The sequence below is a fragment of the Bhargavaea ginsengi genome, assembly GCF_900109165.1.
In the GTDB taxonomy this organism is placed as follows: domain Bacteria; phylum Bacillota; class Bacilli; order Bacillales_A; family Planococcaceae; genus Bhargavaea; species Bhargavaea ginsengi.
In genome coordinates this window covers 702,749-718,237 of sequence record NZ_FNZF01000001.1, presented here as the reverse complement: position 1 = coordinate 718,237, position 15,489 = coordinate 702,749, and the positions used below count along the sequence as shown (strand labels likewise).

Genomic DNA, 15,489 nt, shown 5'->3' with positions numbered 1-15,489 from the left:
CAGCACGTCCGGCAATTCGGGCGTGCTGCTTTTTACTTTTTTCTAAAGAATTAAACAGAAACTATCCCACAACTATTCATCCAACCTTAAATAACCTTTATGATAGAAGCAATAAGACCTGAACCGATTGGCCTATACAAAGGAGCTCTCCCATGTTTCCCAATGTCTCCATGCAAACTAAAATACTCGGCCTGGTCACCGGCCTGATCCTTTTCGTCTCGCTTCTCCTGACCATCTTTTATTCTGTTATGGAGTACCAGCGGATTGAACAGGAGATGGGGGAGAGGGGGCTGCAGATGGCGCAGGTGGTGGCGAAGATGCCGTCTGTGCGCAACGCGTTTAATGAGGCGCATCCCGAAGTGATCCTGCAGCCGATCGCGACAGAGGTGCGGATTTTGTCTGGTGCGGAGTATGTCGTCATCGGGAACACGGACAGTATCCGGTATGCGCATCCGGATCCGGACAAAATCGGGAAGAAGATGGTCGGGGGAGACAATGACCGTGCGTTGCGCGGTGGCGAGTCGTACATCTCTGAGGCCGTCGGCAGTCTCGGTCCCTCGGTCAGGGGGAAGGCGCCGATTCTGGATTATGAGGATAATATTGTCGGGGTTGTCTCGGTGGGGTTCATGGTAGAAGATATCCGCTCCGTTATCTATGAACGGCTTGGCAAGATCATTGCACTTGCCCTGCTTATCATTGTCGTTGGCGTGATCGGAGGCATCCGGCTCGCAGACAGCATCCGGAAGGATACGATGGGGCTGGAGCCGGCGGAAATCGCATCCCTTTACACCGAGCGGACGGCGATCCTGTCTTCGGTACACGAGGGCATCATTGCGGTGAATAAAGCAGGGGAGATCACGATGCTGAATGATTCGGCGCGGCGGCTGCTCGGGCTTTCGGAAAAGCAGGACATCACCCGGCTGGATGAGGTGCAACCGGACTTGGAAGCGCAGCGTTTCCTCCGGCCGGATGCCCGACTGTCGAATGAGGAAGCGCTCATCAACGACCGTCATGTGATCGTAAATGCGGTGCCGGTCGAACGGGAAGGCCGACCTGCGGGCGCAGTATTCAGCTTCCGGGACAAGACCGAGCTGAAGGAGCTTGTCGACACGCTTTCAGAGGTGCGCGAGTACTCGGAATACCTGAGGGCCCAGACCCATGAATACACGAACAAGCTTTATGTCATCTCAGGACTCATGCAACTGGGGAATTACACTGAAGCCATTGAACTGATCTCGGACGAGCTCGACAGCGCGCGCAGCCAGAACCGGATATTGTTCACACAGATCCAGGACCCGACCGTGCAGGCGATCCTCATGGGCAAGCTCGGCAAGGCGTCAGAGATCAAAGTCCAGTTAAACATTGATGACAACAGCGGCCTCGGCCCGCTCCCCGGGCACATCGGCATCGCCCAGATTGTCACGGTTCTCGGGAATCTTCTCGACAACGCAATGGAAGAAGTGCGGAGCGCAGAACGCCGGGAAGTTACGTTTTTTGCGACGGACATTGGCCAGGAAATCATCTTTGAAGTCGCAGACAGCGGAGGCGGCCTGCCTGAAGAGGAACTGGACCGGCTTTATGAACGGGGATACTCCACGAAGGCATCAGCCGGAAGAGGGTATGGCCTTCCGCTTGTGCGCGAGGTGGTGGACGAACTCGGCGGCTATATCGAAGCGCACAACAGCCCCGGAAGCGGAGCGGTGTTCACCGTATTCATACCAAAGCAGGAAGGAGGAGTTGGATGATCCGTGTATTGATTGTAGAAGATGATTTCAGGATTGCCGGCATCCACGAAGGGTTTCTGGGAGAAATACCGGAGGTGGAAGTGGTCGGGAAAGTCCTGACGGGCAGTGACGCGGTGAAGGCGGTGGAGGAAAAGGAAGTCGATCTGGTGCTTCTGGATGTCTTTATGCCGGACACCACCGGCGTCGAACTGATCCCGAAGCTGAGAATGATCCGTCCTGAACTCGACTTCATCATCATTTCAGCAGCGGTCGAGCACGACATCGTCAGCCGGCTTCTCAACCAAGGCGTCACCGACTACATCATCAAGCCGGTGAAAAAGGAGCGGTTTATCGAGGCGGTCGCCCGATATAAGTTGAAGACGCAGCAGCTCGGCGACGTCCGGGACTTTGACCAGAACCTGCTTGACCGGCTGCTCGGTGTGTCTGCTGAGGCAGATCAACCGGCTCCGGTCCAAACTCCAAAAGGAATCGATCCCCTTACGTTGGACAAGGTCAGGGACACCCTTCAGCAACTGGAAGCCGGCATCACCGCAGAAGAAATGGGCGAACAGATCGGCGCTTCCCGCACGACCGCCCGCCGCTATCTGGAATACCTCATTTCCGAAAGCGAAGCCATCGCCGACCTGGAATACGGGGCCGTAGGAAGACCCGAGCGGAAATACTTCATAAACAAGAACAGCTAAACGCCGCCCCGGAGCGGCGTTTTTTTGATGAGTGATTACATCGGGCGGGCGAGTGGTTACCCCGGCGCATGGAGTGGTTACCAATAGGGTACGAATATGGGCTCCTAGGTTTGAACTGTACTTAACCTCGTGAACACAATGAACAAAACGCCCTTTAATTTGCAAACGTTTACAGTACGCAATTGGGCTACTAAACTGAAAACTATGTCATTGAAGAAATTCGTATAAACGAAGGGGGAACCACCATTGAAGAAATTCCTACTGCCCGCTGCACTGGGCTTGTCCATGATGCTGGCCGCTTGCGGCAGCGATGACGGTGCGTCCGAAACTGCCAATGCCGGAGACGGCGGAGAATTCACGCCGTCCGAATCCATCGAAATTGTCGCTCCTGCTGGCGCAGGCGGCGGATGGGATACAACTGCCCGAATGGCGGCGAAAGTCCTTCAGGAAGAAGAAATCATTGACGGTAAAATCGGCGTCACGAACAAGGAAGGCGGCGGGGGAGCTGTCGGCTGGTCGTACATCGCCAACTATGAAGGCAACCCGCACAAGCTGTTTGTCACATCGCCTCCGATGATCTTCATCCCGCTGAACGGGCAGTCCGAATATGACCACGAAGACTTCACGCCGATCGCGAACGTCATCGCGGACTATGCGGCATTCGCGGTGCGCGAAGACGCAAAGTGGCAGGACCTGAACGAACTGTTTGAAGACATGAAGAAAGACCCGACAAGCGTAACCGTTGTCGGCACGTCGTCCCCTGGCTCGATGGACCATATGCAATTTGTCCAGATCGCCAAGGCTGCAGGCGTTGACATTACGAAGATCAAGTACGTTTCCGCACAGGATGCGGGCGGCATGACACAGCTGCTGAACGGCAGTGTGGATGTCTACTCCACAGGTGTTGCCGAAACGGTCGAGCAGGTAAAGGCCGGCAAGGTCCGCGTACTTGGCGTCACATCCGAAGAGCGCCTGGAAGGCGAAGTCCTCGAAGACTTCCCGACTGCCAAGGAACAGGGAATCGATGAAACCTTCATCAACTGGAGAGGCTTCTTCGGTCCTGCAGACATGGAACCGGCTGCCATCGAGTACTACGAAGAGAAATTCAAGGAACTCAGCGACTCCGAAGCATTCGGAGAAATCCGCGAGCAGTTTGGCTGGAACGAAATGTACCTCGATAGCGAAGAGTATAAAACGTTCCTCGATGAGCAGCGCGAAGAGATCCAGACACTCCTCGACGAGCTCGGCCTTGCGAAGTAAGCAGGCTGCCTGACGAACTACCCTGGAATGACCGGCTCCGCCCGTCTTCCGAAAAAGTTCAAGATCCCGGAACCCCCGGCTTCTGAAAAGAGGCGGGGGGTTCCATCCATCTTGGGCGCGAAAAATGACGAACCATCAATACAGCATCACAGGAGATGTTCCCATGCTTAAAACGATGAATCAGAAAGTCAGCCTCGTCCTTGTCGCAATCGGTGCGCTGTATCTGTTCGGTGCGTTTCGCATCCCCAGCTATCCATACGCGATCGTCGATGCCGACGTCCTGCCCAAAACATTGGGCGTGCTGCTGATTGTCCTGTCCATTTTCCTGTTCTTCGCAAAAGATTCCGAAACGGAAGAGCAGAAAAAGAGGCGCGACATTCCGAAAAAAGAGATCGGCATGCTCCTCGGTGTCGCCGGATTGATCTTGGCGTACATCCTGCTTCTTGAAGTGATCGGCTTTGTCCTTACGACGGCGCTGTTCATCTTCTTCTGTTCGTTCTTCCTCGGGTACAGGAATCACGTCGCAAGCGGCATCACAGCGGTCGTGTTCCCGCTCGTCCTTTACTTTATGTTCACGGAACTGCTCAGCATCACGCTGCCGAGCGGGGTTCTGCCGTTCTAATTAGGAGGTTACTATGGGTTCTTTAGATGGAATCATCACAGGCTTTCAGACTGCGTTCAGTCTTGAGGCAATCCTGTTTGTCATCCTGGGGGTTTTTGTCGGGACGATCATCGGAATGCTTCCGGGCCTTGGCCCGATCAGCGCCATCGCCGTCATGATCCCGATGACATTCGGGATGGAACCGGCGACGGCACTCATCATGATGGCGGGTGTCTACTACGGCGCCATCTTCGGGGGATCGACCTCGTCGATCCTCCTGAATGCACCGGGTGTCTCCGGTGCAGTTGCAACATCGTTCGACGGTTATCCGATGGCGCAGCAGGGAAAGGCCGGAAAGGCGCTTGCCATCGCGGCGATCGCTTCGTTCACCGGCGGTACGGTTTCGGTCGTCCTGCTCATGCTTCTGGCACCGGCGCTGTCGAGTGTGGCTGTCTCATTTGGACCGGCCGCATACTTCGCACTGATGCTGCTCGGCCTCACTGCCATTGCCAGCCTGTCTGAGGGCTCGACGATCAAAGCGCTTATTTCTGCTGTTGCCGGCTTCATGGTTGTCACAATCGGCATCGATGCCCAGACAGGGACGCAGCGATACACATTCGGCAACATGAACTTGCTAGAAGGACTCGACTTCCTCGTTATCGCGCTCGGTCTGTTCGCGATTGCGGAAGTATGTTCACTTGTTTTGAGCAGAAAAGATAAGTCGATCGGCGACACACACAACATCGGCAGCCTGAAGCTGGATAAAAAAGACCTGAAGGATATGAGCGGACCGATGACGCGCCACTCATTCCTCGGCTTTATCCTCGGTGTGCTCCCGGGGGCGGGTGCGACCATCGCATCGTTTATCTCGTACATCTTTGAAAAGCGGCTTTCGAAAAATCCTGAGGAGTTCGGAAAAGGGTCCGTCAAGGGGCTGGCCGCTCCCGAGACGGCGAACAACGCCGCGACAAGCGGTGCCTTTGTTCCGCTCCTGAGCCTCGGAATTCCGGGATCCGGAACGACCGCTGTCATGCTCGGCGCGTTCCTCGTCCTTGGCGTCCAGCCGGGCCCGATGCTCATGACTGACCGGCCGGAGATTTTCTGGGGTGTCATCGCATCGATGTACATCGGAAACATCTTCCTGCTGATCATCAACCTGCCGCTGATCCCGTACTTCGCGAAGATCCTCAAGATCCCGCGTCCGCTGCTGATTTCACTCGTTATTGTTTTCAGTATGATCGGTGTGTACGCAATCAGCTTCAACACATTTGACCTGTACATGCTGCTCTTGTTCGGTGTGATCGGGTTTCTGATGAGGCTCTTCTCGTTCCCGGCACCGCCGTTTATCCTGGCATTCATCTTGGGCGGGATGCTCGAACAGTCGCTGCGGCAGGCACTGACGATTTCGAATGGCAGCCTGTCCATCTTCCTGGACGACAAGATTGCCCTCAGCCTGCTTTTCCTTGCACTGCTGTCGTTTGTCTTCCCGCTCGTTAAACAGCTTCGCAAAAACAAAGACAAAGCGACGGAAGCGTGAACGCATTATTGAACAGAAGGGCGGCGCTGCTGCTCGCCATCGGGCTGATGATCCTCTTTGCGGGAGTCATTCAGCCCGCTTTTTTGAGCGGGTTCAGCGGAGAACAGCAGATGACGCTCCTTCTTCTGATCATCGCGGTGTATTTCTGGATCGCGGCCCCCATTCCGAGCGGGGCGGCGAGCCTGCTGCTTCTGGCGCTGATGTTTCTTTTCGGACTGGCGGAAACGGTCGAAGACACCCTGCGCGGTTTTTTGTCGCCTGCCTTGTATTTCGTGCTCGTTCTGTCGCTTCTGAGCAAAGCGCTCGTCGCGGCGGAAGTCGACCAGGTAATCGCGAAGATCCTGATCAAACTGAGTAAGGGCGGACCGGCGGCAATCATCGCGGGACTCCCGGCATTTATCCTGGCGTTGCCGATCTTCCTGCCATCCGCCGCCGCCCGCTATAAGATCATGGAGCCGCTCATGGCCCGCATCAACAGCTTATACGGCTATCCGCACAGGAGCCTTTTCCATAAATACAGCCTGTTCCTGATTGGAATGGTGAACCAGAACGCCACAATGATCGTCTTTACCGGCGGGGGCTTCCCGATCTTGGCCCACCAGCTGCTGAAAGACTACGGCGTCGCCGAACTCACCTGGCTGGAATGGTTCGCCAAAGTCGCCCCGCCGCTCTGGATCGGAGCGGTCGCGATGGTGCTGTTTATGTGGCAGTACCTGAAGCGGAGTGTCCCCGAAGCAGGGCTTGAGGCGAAGGTGGCGGCGGAGGCGGATTCCTTGGAAGAAGAGCGGAAACCGCTTGGCGCCCGGTTCTGGATCGTCATGGCCGGATTCATTTTGATGATCCTTGCATGGATGTTCCTCGATGAAGGGAAAGTGCCCCTCATCGTCCCGCCGATCATCCTGATTGCGCTGTTCGCCCTGCCGAAATTGGGCCTGATCACCAATCAGACGGTGCGCCAATACGACTGGGAAACCTTTCTCATGCTCGGAGCGGCGTTTTCACTTGGACTGATCCTGGCGGAAAACGGCACCGCCGATGCGCTGGCAGGTCTGCTGACAGGACTGATCCCGGAAGGCGCAGGCGTTGTCGTGAAGGTGTCGGTCATTGCTCTGATCGTCTTCGTCCTGCGCTTTTTCTTTATTATTCCGTCCGGTGCACTCGTCGTCATTTTCCCCATTGTCATCTCGTACTCCGAACTCATCGGCATCGAACCGGTGCAGCTCGCATTCCTCGTGATTCTGATTGTCGGCAGCATGCTCGTACTGCCGATCCACTCCATCCCGACCTACCTGGCCTTCGAAACGAAAGTAATCGAAAAGCGCGAGCAGTACGTGATCGGGGCGGCATTTAGCGGGCTGTTTACGGTGATCTCGATTGTGGCGGCGGTTTGGTATTGGTAGGGGGAGCAGGGCGAGTGATTACCTTGGGGAATTGGGTGGTTACCCTGGGTGAGGCTTTTCTAGGAGCACTTTAAAAGGTGCTTCTTTTTTGTTGCAAAACTAATTGCCTAACCCGGCCTCATCGGTTATCCTAATAAAACTACACACACAGGAGGTTTCCACGTTGACCGCATCAATGAAATTGCGTTTCCGTTTTCCATTCAACTGAATATGATGGAAGCTCTGCTCCAGGCAGAGTAACGGGATCGGTCTGTCTTTTGGAAACCTGATAGTGGGTTAAGCAAAGAAGAGGGGCGAATGCCGCCTCTTTTTTGTGTTTTCAAACCGGACTTCCCAAACAAAAATGAATAGAAATGAGTGGGAAAACGATGAATTCGGTTATTAATGCCAAGGAGAATTGGCTAAGAAACATTGTGCTGTTCTTAAGCAGCCAGACGATCTCACTGTTCGGCTCGTCGCTCGTGCAGTATGCGATCATGTGGCATATCACGCTGGAGACGAAATCGGGGATGATGATGACGCTGTACATCATTTGCGGATTTATCCCGACGTTCCTTCTGTCGCCGGTGGCAGGGGTTTGGGCGGACCGGTATAACCGGAAGATCCTGATCATCTTGGCGGATGGTCTGATCGCGCTGTCGACGCTGATTCTGGCCATTCTCTTCCTGATGGGCTATGACGCGATCTGGCTGCTGTTCCTCATGGCAGCCATACGGGCTTTGGGTACAGGTATCCAAACGCCTGCTGTCGGTGCAATCCTTCCGCAGATCGTTCCGAAAGAGAAGCTGACACAGGTGAACGGAATTAACGGCAGCATCCAGGCAATCATCATGTTCGTCTCCCCGATGGTCAGCGCCGCTCTCCTCGCGATGGCCTCAATCGAAGTCATCTTCTTCATTGATGTGGTGACTGCGGCGATTGCGATCCTCACACTGCTGCTCTTCGTCAAAGTGGCCGTACACGAAAAGGCTGCCAACAAGCAGGAGACGAGCTACCTCAGCGATTTCCGGGAAGGACTCCGCTACATCGGTGAACATGCATTCCTGAAGAAGTTCTTCTTCTTTTTCGCGGTCTTCTTCGTCCTGATGGCGCCGGCGGCGTTTCTGACACCGCTCCAGGTGACGAGAAGCTTCGGAGACGATATCTGGCGTCTGACCGCCATTGAGATTGCCTTTTCCGTCGGCATGATGGCAGGCGGAGGCATCATTGCTTCGTGGGGCGGATTCCGTAACCGGATTAGGACGCTCGGTTTTGCCAGCATCATCATGGGCATCTGCACACTCGGCCTTGGACTTGTCCAGGTCTTCTGGATCTATCTCGCCTTCATGGCACTCTTCGGAGGCGCCATGCCAATCTTCAACACACCGGCCATGACGCTGTTGCAGGAAAAGGTTGAAGAAGATTATCTTGGGCGGGTGTTCGGCGTGCTGGGCATGATCTCCACCTCGATGATGCCACTCAGCATGCTGGTCTTCGGCCCGTTGGCAGACGTGGTCCGGATCGAATGGCTGCTTCTAGGAACAGGCGTGTTGATTATCGTGTTGGCCATTCTGATGGGACGGAATCAGGATCTGGTGAAAGCAGGGGAGCCTGCGGGGCAACAGGAATAAGTCAAAGAGACGTTGTGGACAAGGCAGTCCACAACGTCTCTTTTTGGATAAAGCATCATCCGATCTCCTTCCTTCCGCCCGAACTCGGGATGTCCAGTTCTTCCCTATACTTTGCGACCGTCCTCCTGGAGACGCTAATGCCGTGTTCACTCTTGATCAAATCGGACAGCTTCTGGTCTGACAGGGGCTTTGCTTTATTCTCTTTTAACACATAATCCTTCAGCAACGATTTGACTTGAGTGCTTGAAGCGGCAGATGGCTCCGAAGAATTCAGTGCCGAGGAGAACAGATCGTTCATGTTGATAAGCCCGACCGGTGTCTGCATGGTCTTGTTTTTGATGGTCCGGCTGACGGTTGATTCGTGAATATCCAATGCGTCCGCAACAGTGCCCATCGTAAGCGGTTTCAGAAACAGCTCGCCTTTCCGGAAGAATGCGGATTGCTGGGTCATCAAAAATTGGGTGATATTTGATAGGGTTTGCTGGCGCTGTTCCAGGCTTTTGAGCAGCCAATTGTATTGTTTATGACGGTCCTGAAGGTAATGGCCAATGTCGTTCGCCTGATGCATAAGCGGCAAATAGTCAGTGTTCAGTCTGATCCGGGGAAGGGCTTGGCCGTTGAGCCTGTAGGTCAGGTCTCCGTTCGGCTCCAGGGTGATCCACACGTCCGGAATCACATAGTGAGGAGGCGGAGAGGCATCCAGTTCACAGGGTTTCGGATTCAATGATCGAATCTGGTCAACCGCCTCCTTGACCTTGTCCATTGATATCTCCATCGAGCGTGCAATGTCGTTCCATTTCCTGCGGGTGAGCAGTTCAAAGTGGTCACGGATCAGCCGCTTGGCATGGTCACCTTCGTCGTGGCTTTCCAGTTGAAGCAGCAGGCACTCCTGAAGATTCCGAGCACCGATTCCAGGGGGACCGACTTTCTGGAGAAGCCGGATTCCCTTGCTCAATTCTTCTTCGCTCACGCGGTCTTGGGAGGAAAGCTGCAAATACCCGTTGTCATCAAGTTGTCCGATGAGGTAAGCGAGAAAGCGGATCGTGTCGGAATCCCGAAATGTGAATTCAAGATTAAGCAATAACTCGCGCCGGCCCAACTGAGGTTCTGATCCAATCTGTTCAATCCATTCAGGGCCTTGGGCGCCCGCAGGTTGATTCTGTTTGGAATGGCTCATCCGGGTATCCGGATATTCAAGTTCAATCAGCGGATTCTCCATCTCTTGTTCCTGCAAAAAATCAGTAAGCTCCATCTGGTTCATCTGTAGGAGTTCGATGGACTGCCTCAGCTCAGTCGTCATAATCAGCTGTTGTTCCTGACGCTGAGTTAAATGAATCTGCATATTACTACACCTCACTAACCCAAAATCTTGTTCTATTAATTATGGGGGATGTCCATCAGGTAAGCAACTAATTGTCTGAAAATTTGGTATGATAGATAAGACTGGATGGTGGGACCCGGCTAGTGACAGGGGGAAGAGATGATGAGTCACCAAACGATGTTGGAAATTGATCAGGTTTTTCTGGAGTCAATTGACCAAAGTTTCGATGGCTTCGTGCTGTCGGACCTGCGGGGTAAGATCTTCTATGCCAATAAAGCGGTTGAGAAAATCTCCGGGGTACCTACGTCTGAAATTGTAGGAAAAACCACAAAGGACATGGAAGAAGACGGTATCATCATCAGTCAATCGATGAAGATCCTGAAGAAAGATCCTCTGACAATTTCTCAGAAGCTGCGGACTGGAATTGAGGTCTTCATCACAAGTAAGCCAGTCTATGATGAAGACGGGGAGATTATCTGCTATGTAGCCAACTACCACCGTTTCTCAAGGATCGATGACCTATACCGGGAGCACCATAACCAAGTCGACATCAATTATACCGAGTTGCAGCAGCTCAGGCTCCAGATGCTGAAAACGGATGAGTGGATCGGCGTATCTTTTGAGACAAAGAAACTTAAAGAGAAGGTAGCGAAAGTCGCGAAGACAGAAGCGAATATCCTGATTATCGGAGAATCCGGAGTCGGAAAGGAAGTCGTCTCCAAAACGATCCATAAAGTCAGTGACCGGAGGGATTTCCCGTTTATCCAGATTAATTGCGGAGCGATTCCCGAGACACTCATGGAAGCAGAGTTGTTCGGGCACGAAAAGGGGGCATTCACCGGCGCGCTGAGTGCGAAGCCTGGGTTGCTGGAAGCAGCCGACAAAGGAACGGTTCTCCTGGATGAAATCGGTGAGATTCCATTGCATCTCCAGGTCAAGCTGCTGAGGGTGATCCAGACACGGGAAGTCACCCGGGTAGGCGGTACGAAACCGAGAAAGCTGGACATCCGTTTTCTGGCCGCCACTAACAGGGATCTGAAACAAATGGTACAGGAGGGCGGGTTCAGAGAAGATTTGTATTACCGCCTGAATGTCATCCCGATCAAGATCCCGCCGCTCCGCGACCGGAAGGAAGACATACCGGTTCTCTGCAGACACTTCCTAGAGAAGTACAACAAGAAGTATGTGGTGGATAAACGCCTCACTACCAGTGCTTCCCGGCTTCTTTCTGAATATGCCTGGCCGGGCAACGTCAGGCAACTGGAAAATACGATGGAACAGCTGGTGATTCTGACGGAGGACCCAGAAATTGACGTCAGGGATCTGCCGCGTGAACTTCTGAAGAATCAGGCCGATGACTATTTTCCGGACGAAATCATTCCGCTGCCTGATTTGCGTGAACAGACCGAAAAACGGATGATCCGGCTGGCACTGGACCGTTATAAGACGATACGGGAGGCAGCGCGGCATCTTGGGGTGGACCATTCGACACTAGTGAAGAAAATCAAAAAATATGGAATGTAGGCCGGTGAAAAAAATCACCGGTCTTTATTTGTTTTGCCTAATTGGTGAAAATCTTCACCGGGTTCTGTGAAATATTTCACCACGGACAGCCCGGCATACAACAGAATGCTGCTGTAACGCGATTTATGAAATTGGCATGGAACTTGCAATAATACTAGGCAGCAGGAAAATCTGCGGTGATCGGGATGTGGAGGGGGTGGAGTCATGGAGGTTTTTGAAAAACTGGTCATTGAGCGGGACCGGCACGTTGGTATGGTGACAATCAGGCAGTCGGCCGAGACAAATGTACTGGATTCAAGCCTGACTGCCGAGCTGTCATCCGCTTTTCTGACACTTAATCAGGATGCTGCGGTGAGGGCTGTGATCTTGAAGGCGGAAGGGGAGTCCTTTCTGGCCGGAGCGGATCTGAAAGAAATCAGCGGACTATCCGTTTCTCAGGCCTATGGGTTTGCTGAAAAGGCAAAGGCCCTTCAGGATCTTATCATTCATTCAGGCAAGCCATATATCGCGGTTGTAAATGGATACTGTCTGGGAAGCGGCCTTGAACTGATTCTGACCTGCGACTTCCGGATTTCAGGACCGGATGCCCTTTACGGAATGCCGGAAATCAATCTCGGACTGATACCCGGCGGAGGAGGCATCACAAGACTTCAGATGATGGTGGGAAAGGCCCATGCGACGGATCTGATCTATACCGGAAAGCTGCTTGAGCCTGAGGAGGCCCTGTCCATTGGCCTCGTCAGAAAAGTGAGTGACCGGCCACTTGAGGACGCGCTGCTCATTGCCGAATCATTGGCCAACAAGAGCAGTCTGGCCTTTGCGGTTGCCAAACAGTTGTTTAGCCGTCCAGAGGCAGACGACAGCACTTTGATTAACCAAGAAATGAGAGCGTTTTCAATGATGTTTGATTATCCCGATTCCCTGGAGGGGATCGGTGCGTTCCTGGAGCAGAGGCAGCCGGTATTCAAGGAAAGACGAGAAATGAGCACCTAAAAGGGGGAAGCAGAACATGCTGATGACCGAACAGTCTCAGATGATCAAAGAAATTGCCGGAAAAATAGCACGTGAAAAAATTGCTCCAAGAGCACAGGAAGTCGATGAAAAAGGAGAAACGCCCTGGGAGAACATCCGCCTGCTGGCGGAAAACGGATTTTTCGGCATCGATGTTCCGGAGGAGTACGGGGGCGTCGGATCTGATACGGCCGCCCATGTGTCGGTGGTGGAGGAAATTGCTGCAGCGTGCGCATCCACTTCTGTCGCACTGTCGACACAGGCACTCACCATCACGCCATTTCTATTGGCCGGAACGGAAGAACAGAAAAAGAAATACGTCGTTCCGCTGGCCACAGGCGATGTCCTGGGATCCTTCGGAATTACAGAGCCGGGAGCGGGATCGGATGTATCCAGCATTCAAACTAGGGCCGTGAAAGAAGATAACGGCTACCGGCTGAATGGGCACAAGATTTTCATTACCAATGCCGGTGATTCGGAAATCTATGTGATTGTGGCTAGGACATCAGAAGAACGGACAAACGGGATTTCACTGTTCATTGTGGAGAAGGGCACCTCTGGATTCTCCTTTGGAAAAAAGGAGAACAAGATGGGCATCCGCGGATCGGTCACCCGAGAGCTGTTCCTCGAAGATGTTTTTGTCCCTCAAGAGAATCTGCTCGGCGGTGAAGGCGAAGGGTTCAAGATTCTGATGAATGTCTTTAATATCACCCGGCCGGTCGTCGGTGCGCAGGCTACTGGCATTGCAAAAGGAGCGTACGAGTATTGCCTTGAGTATGTCAAGGAAAGGAAACAGTTCGGAAAGCCGATCCAGCATTTCCAGATGGTCCAGTCCACATTGGCAGATATGGCGATGAAAGTGGAGGCGTCCCGGCTGCTGGTCCAGAAAGCTGCCATGATGCTCGACCAGAACGATGAGGATGTCATCGCCTATTCGTCCATGGCCAAGTGCTTTGCATCGGATACCGCGATGCAAGTCACGACGGATGCTGTCCAACTGTTGGGCGGAAACGGGTTCATCAAAGACTATCCGGTAGAACGGATGATGCGGGATGCGAAGATCACGCAGATTTACGAAGGGACCAATCAGATTCAGCGCATCATCATCGCCAAACAGATCCTGGCTGACTAACCAACATTCTTGAACAGATAGGGGGAAATCGATATGAAAATAACGGTAATAGGCGGAGGCATCATGGGTTCGGGAATCGGGCAGGTGGCGGCACAGGCCGGCTTTGATGTCACGATCGTGGATGTTTCTGAGAAAGGCCTGGACAAAGCCAGAACGAGCATTTCTGCCTCATTGGAGAAATTCGAATCGAAAAAGAAGATTCAGAGTGCGGCTGAAGTCTTGAGCCGGATCAAGTTTGCGATGGATTGGACTTCGGTGGAAGAGGCGGATGCGGTCATTGAGGCAGTCCCGGAAAAACTTGAGCTGAAAAAACAGGTGTTTGAGAAGCTTGACCAACTTGCAGGAGTGGATTGCCTTCTAGCCTCCAATACGTCAACGCTCTCTATTACGGCGATTGCCAGCGCCACTTCTCGACCTGAAAAAGTGATCGGAATGCACTTTTTCAGCCCAGTTCCGATGATGGCTTTGCTGGAACTGATCAAGGGCTATCAGACATCAGAAGAAACTTATGAAAAAGCAAAGGAGTTGGGCGAAGGGCTGGGCAAACGGCTGATCACCGCCGAGAAAGATTATCCGGGCTTTTTGATGAACCGGATCTGGCTGCCGATGGTCAATGAAGCCTGCTTTGCACTCATGGAAGGCGTCGGAACTGCAGAAGAGATCGATCAGGGCTTTATCGACGGATACGGACATAAGATGGGGCCGCTCCGGACAATTGATATGGCAGGGATCGATACGACCCTATGGGCGATGGAGTCCCTGTATGAAGGGTTTGGGGATCCGAAATATCGACCGTGCCCGATACTTAAGAAGATGGTCGAAGCCGGGGACCTTGGAAAGAAAACCGGGAAAGGCTTCTACAGCTATGAAGGGGGAGTGAAAGAAGATGCAAAACGTGTTGTTGTTTGAAGTCCATCAGAACATCGCGGTGTTAGAGATTAATCGTCCGCCGTATAACCCTCTGAATCCGGAAGTGATCAAGGCCATGTCCGGTTACCTGGATGAAATCTACCGTAATGACGAGATTCGTGCACTGGTGATCAAAGGGTCTGGCGAGAAGGCATTTTCCGCCGGGGCGGACATTCAGCAGTTCGTGCCGAAACTCGGCTCGAGGGATTTATCGATGACTGCGGCCTTTCATCAGACTTTTGAGAAGCTGAGCCAGCTTCCAATTCCGGTTATCTCCGCGCTAAAGGGACATGTGCTGGGCGGAGGCCTCGAGCTGGCGCTTTCCTGTGACTTCAGAATCTGTGATGAGAACACCAAGCTGGGGTTGCCGGAAGTCAACCTGGGCATCTTTCCGGGGGCGGGCGGCACACAGCGCCTTCCAAGACTGGTCGGAAGTTCGAAGGCGATGGAAATCATGATGTTCGGCGATTCCATCGGTGCGGACGAAGCGCTGCAGGCCGGATTGGTCAACCGGGTGGTGTCGGCCGGCGAATCGGACGGAGAAGCGGTCCGGTGGGCCGAAGCACTGGCCGTTAAGCCGAAGGCGGCGATCGCGAAGATCAAAAAAGCAGTGGTGCATGGCCAGAACCTTCCTCTGGCGGAAGGAATCCGGTATGAAATTGAGCTGTTCTCGGACGTGTTCAAAAATGATGATGCGAAAGAAGGCGTCCAGGCCTTTATTGAAAAGAGAAAACCAAGCTTTGCCGGCAGATAAGC

13 protein-coding genes are annotated in these 15,489 nt (G+C 53.3%); 12 read left to right on the top strand and 1 reads right to left on the bottom strand.

Annotation, left to right across the window (positions count from 1 at the left end):
- Positions 1-152 precede the first annotated feature (152 nt).
- The 7 genes from BMX91_RS03400 to BMX91_RS03370 all read left to right on the top strand — a co-directional run bounded on the left by BMX91_RS03400 (position 153) and on the right by BMX91_RS03370 (position 8,836).
- On the top strand, positions 153-1,745 hold the full coding sequence (locus BMX91_RS03400; protein WP_092049945.1) for an ATP-binding protein: 1,593 nt from the start codon (positions 153-155) through the stop codon (positions 1,743-1,745).
- Positions 1,742-2,428, top strand: a complete 687-nt coding sequence (locus BMX91_RS03395; protein WP_092049943.1) for a response regulator — start codon at positions 1,742-1,744, stop codon at positions 2,426-2,428. The genes BMX91_RS03400 and BMX91_RS03395 overlap by 4 nt, the downstream gene beginning before the upstream one ends.
- Before the next feature lie 246 nt (positions 2,429-2,674).
- Positions 2,675-3,688, top strand: a complete 1,014-nt coding sequence (locus BMX91_RS03390) for a tripartite tricarboxylate transporter substrate binding protein (protein ID WP_092049941.1) — start codon at positions 2,675-2,677, stop codon at positions 3,686-3,688.
- Positions 3,689-3,851: 163 nt separating this feature from the next.
- Positions 3,852-4,310, top strand: a complete 459-nt coding sequence (locus BMX91_RS03385) for a tripartite tricarboxylate transporter TctB family protein (RefSeq protein WP_092049939.1) — start codon at positions 3,852-3,854, stop codon at positions 4,308-4,310.
- Between the two features lie 13 nt (positions 4,311-4,323).
- On the top strand, positions 4,324-5,826 hold the full coding sequence (locus tag BMX91_RS03380; RefSeq protein WP_092049937.1) for a tripartite tricarboxylate transporter permease: 1,503 nt from the start codon (positions 4,324-4,326) through the stop codon (positions 5,824-5,826).
- Positions 5,823-7,226 (top strand): SLC13 family permease, encoded by a 1,404-nt coding sequence (locus BMX91_RS03375; protein WP_143059341.1) that lies wholly within the window; start codon positions 5,823-5,825, stop codon positions 7,224-7,226. The genes BMX91_RS03380 and BMX91_RS03375 overlap by 4 nt, the downstream gene beginning before the upstream one ends.
- Before the next feature lie 368 nt (positions 7,227-7,594).
- Complete coding sequence (locus BMX91_RS03370; protein ID WP_092050769.1) at positions 7,595-8,836, top strand: MFS transporter; 1,242 nt, start codon at positions 7,595-7,597, stop codon at positions 8,834-8,836.
- 55 nt (positions 8,837-8,891) lie between these two features.
- Here BMX91_RS03370 and rpoN read toward each other — a convergent pair whose 3' ends face one another.
- Positions 8,892-10,178 carry an RNA polymerase factor sigma-54 gene (gene rpoN, locus BMX91_RS03365; protein WP_092049933.1) on the bottom strand — a complete coding sequence of 429 codons (1,287 nt, stop codon included), beginning with the start codon at positions 10,176-10,178 and terminating at the stop codon, positions 8,892-8,894.
- A 141-nt stretch (positions 10,179-10,319) separates the two neighbouring features.
- Here rpoN and BMX91_RS03360 point away from each other — a divergent pair, with 141 nt between their 5' ends.
- The 5 genes from BMX91_RS03360 to BMX91_RS03340 all read left to right on the top strand — a co-directional run bounded on the left by BMX91_RS03360 (position 10,320) and on the right by BMX91_RS03340 (position 15,487).
- Positions 10,320-11,681, top strand: coding sequence for a sigma-54 interaction domain-containing protein (locus BMX91_RS03360; RefSeq protein ID WP_177168248.1), 1,362 nt, complete (start codon positions 10,320-10,322; stop codon positions 11,679-11,681).
- A gap of 204 nt (positions 11,682-11,885) precedes the next feature.
- Positions 11,886-12,674: an enoyl-CoA hydratase/isomerase family protein gene (locus tag BMX91_RS03355; RefSeq protein ID WP_092049929.1), complete on the top strand. Its 789-nt coding sequence runs from the start codon at positions 11,886-11,888 to the stop codon at positions 12,672-12,674.
- Positions 12,675-12,690: 16 nt separating this feature from the next.
- Positions 12,691-13,824 carry an acyl-CoA dehydrogenase family protein gene (locus BMX91_RS03350; RefSeq protein ID WP_245744223.1) on the top strand — a complete coding sequence of 378 codons (1,134 nt, stop codon included), beginning with the start codon at positions 12,691-12,693 and terminating at the stop codon, positions 13,822-13,824.
- Between the two features lie 27 nt (positions 13,825-13,851).
- Positions 13,852-14,733 (top strand): 3-hydroxyacyl-CoA dehydrogenase family protein, encoded by an 882-nt coding sequence (locus tag BMX91_RS03345; RefSeq protein ID WP_092049927.1) that lies wholly within the window; start codon positions 13,852-13,854, stop codon positions 14,731-14,733.
- Positions 14,711-15,487, top strand: a complete 777-nt coding sequence (locus tag BMX91_RS03340) for an enoyl-CoA hydratase/isomerase family protein (protein WP_092049924.1) — start codon at positions 14,711-14,713, stop codon at positions 15,485-15,487. The genes BMX91_RS03345 and BMX91_RS03340 overlap by 23 nt, the downstream gene beginning before the upstream one ends.
- Positions 15,488-15,489 lie beyond the last annotated feature (2 nt).

Bases quoted from the DNA above. Each gene is read 5' to 3' on its own strand.
- BMX91_RS03395 (WP_092049943.1), top strand. From the start codon at position 1,742: ATGATCCGTGTATTGATTGTAGAAGATGATTTCAGGATTGCCGGCATC.
- rpoN (WP_092049933.1), bottom strand. From the start codon at position 10,178: ATGCAGATTCATTTAACTCAGCGTCAGGAACAACAGCTGATTATGACG.
- BMX91_RS03385 (WP_092049939.1), top strand. From the start codon at position 3,852: ATGCTTAAAACGATGAATCAGAAAGTCAGCCTCGTCCTTGTCGCAATC.
- BMX91_RS03400 (WP_092049945.1), top strand. From the start codon at position 153: ATGTTTCCCAATGTCTCCATGCAAACTAAAATACTCGGCCTGGTCACC.
- BMX91_RS03340 (WP_092049924.1), top strand. From the start codon at position 14,711: ATGCAAAACGTGTTGTTGTTTGAAGTCCATCAGAACATCGCGGTGTTA.
- BMX91_RS03370 (WP_092050769.1), top strand. From the start codon at position 7,595: ATGAATTCGGTTATTAATGCCAAGGAGAATTGGCTAAGAAACATTGTG.
- BMX91_RS03350 (WP_245744223.1), top strand. From the start codon at position 12,691: ATGCTGATGACCGAACAGTCTCAGATGATCAAAGAAATTGCCGGAAAA.
- BMX91_RS03355 (WP_092049929.1), top strand. From the start codon at position 11,886: ATGGAGGTTTTTGAAAAACTGGTCATTGAGCGGGACCGGCACGTTGGT.
- BMX91_RS03380 (WP_092049937.1), top strand. From the start codon at position 4,324: ATGGGTTCTTTAGATGGAATCATCACAGGCTTTCAGACTGCGTTCAGT.
- BMX91_RS03360 (WP_177168248.1), top strand. From the start codon at position 10,320: ATGAGTCACCAAACGATGTTGGAAATTGATCAGGTTTTTCTGGAGTCA.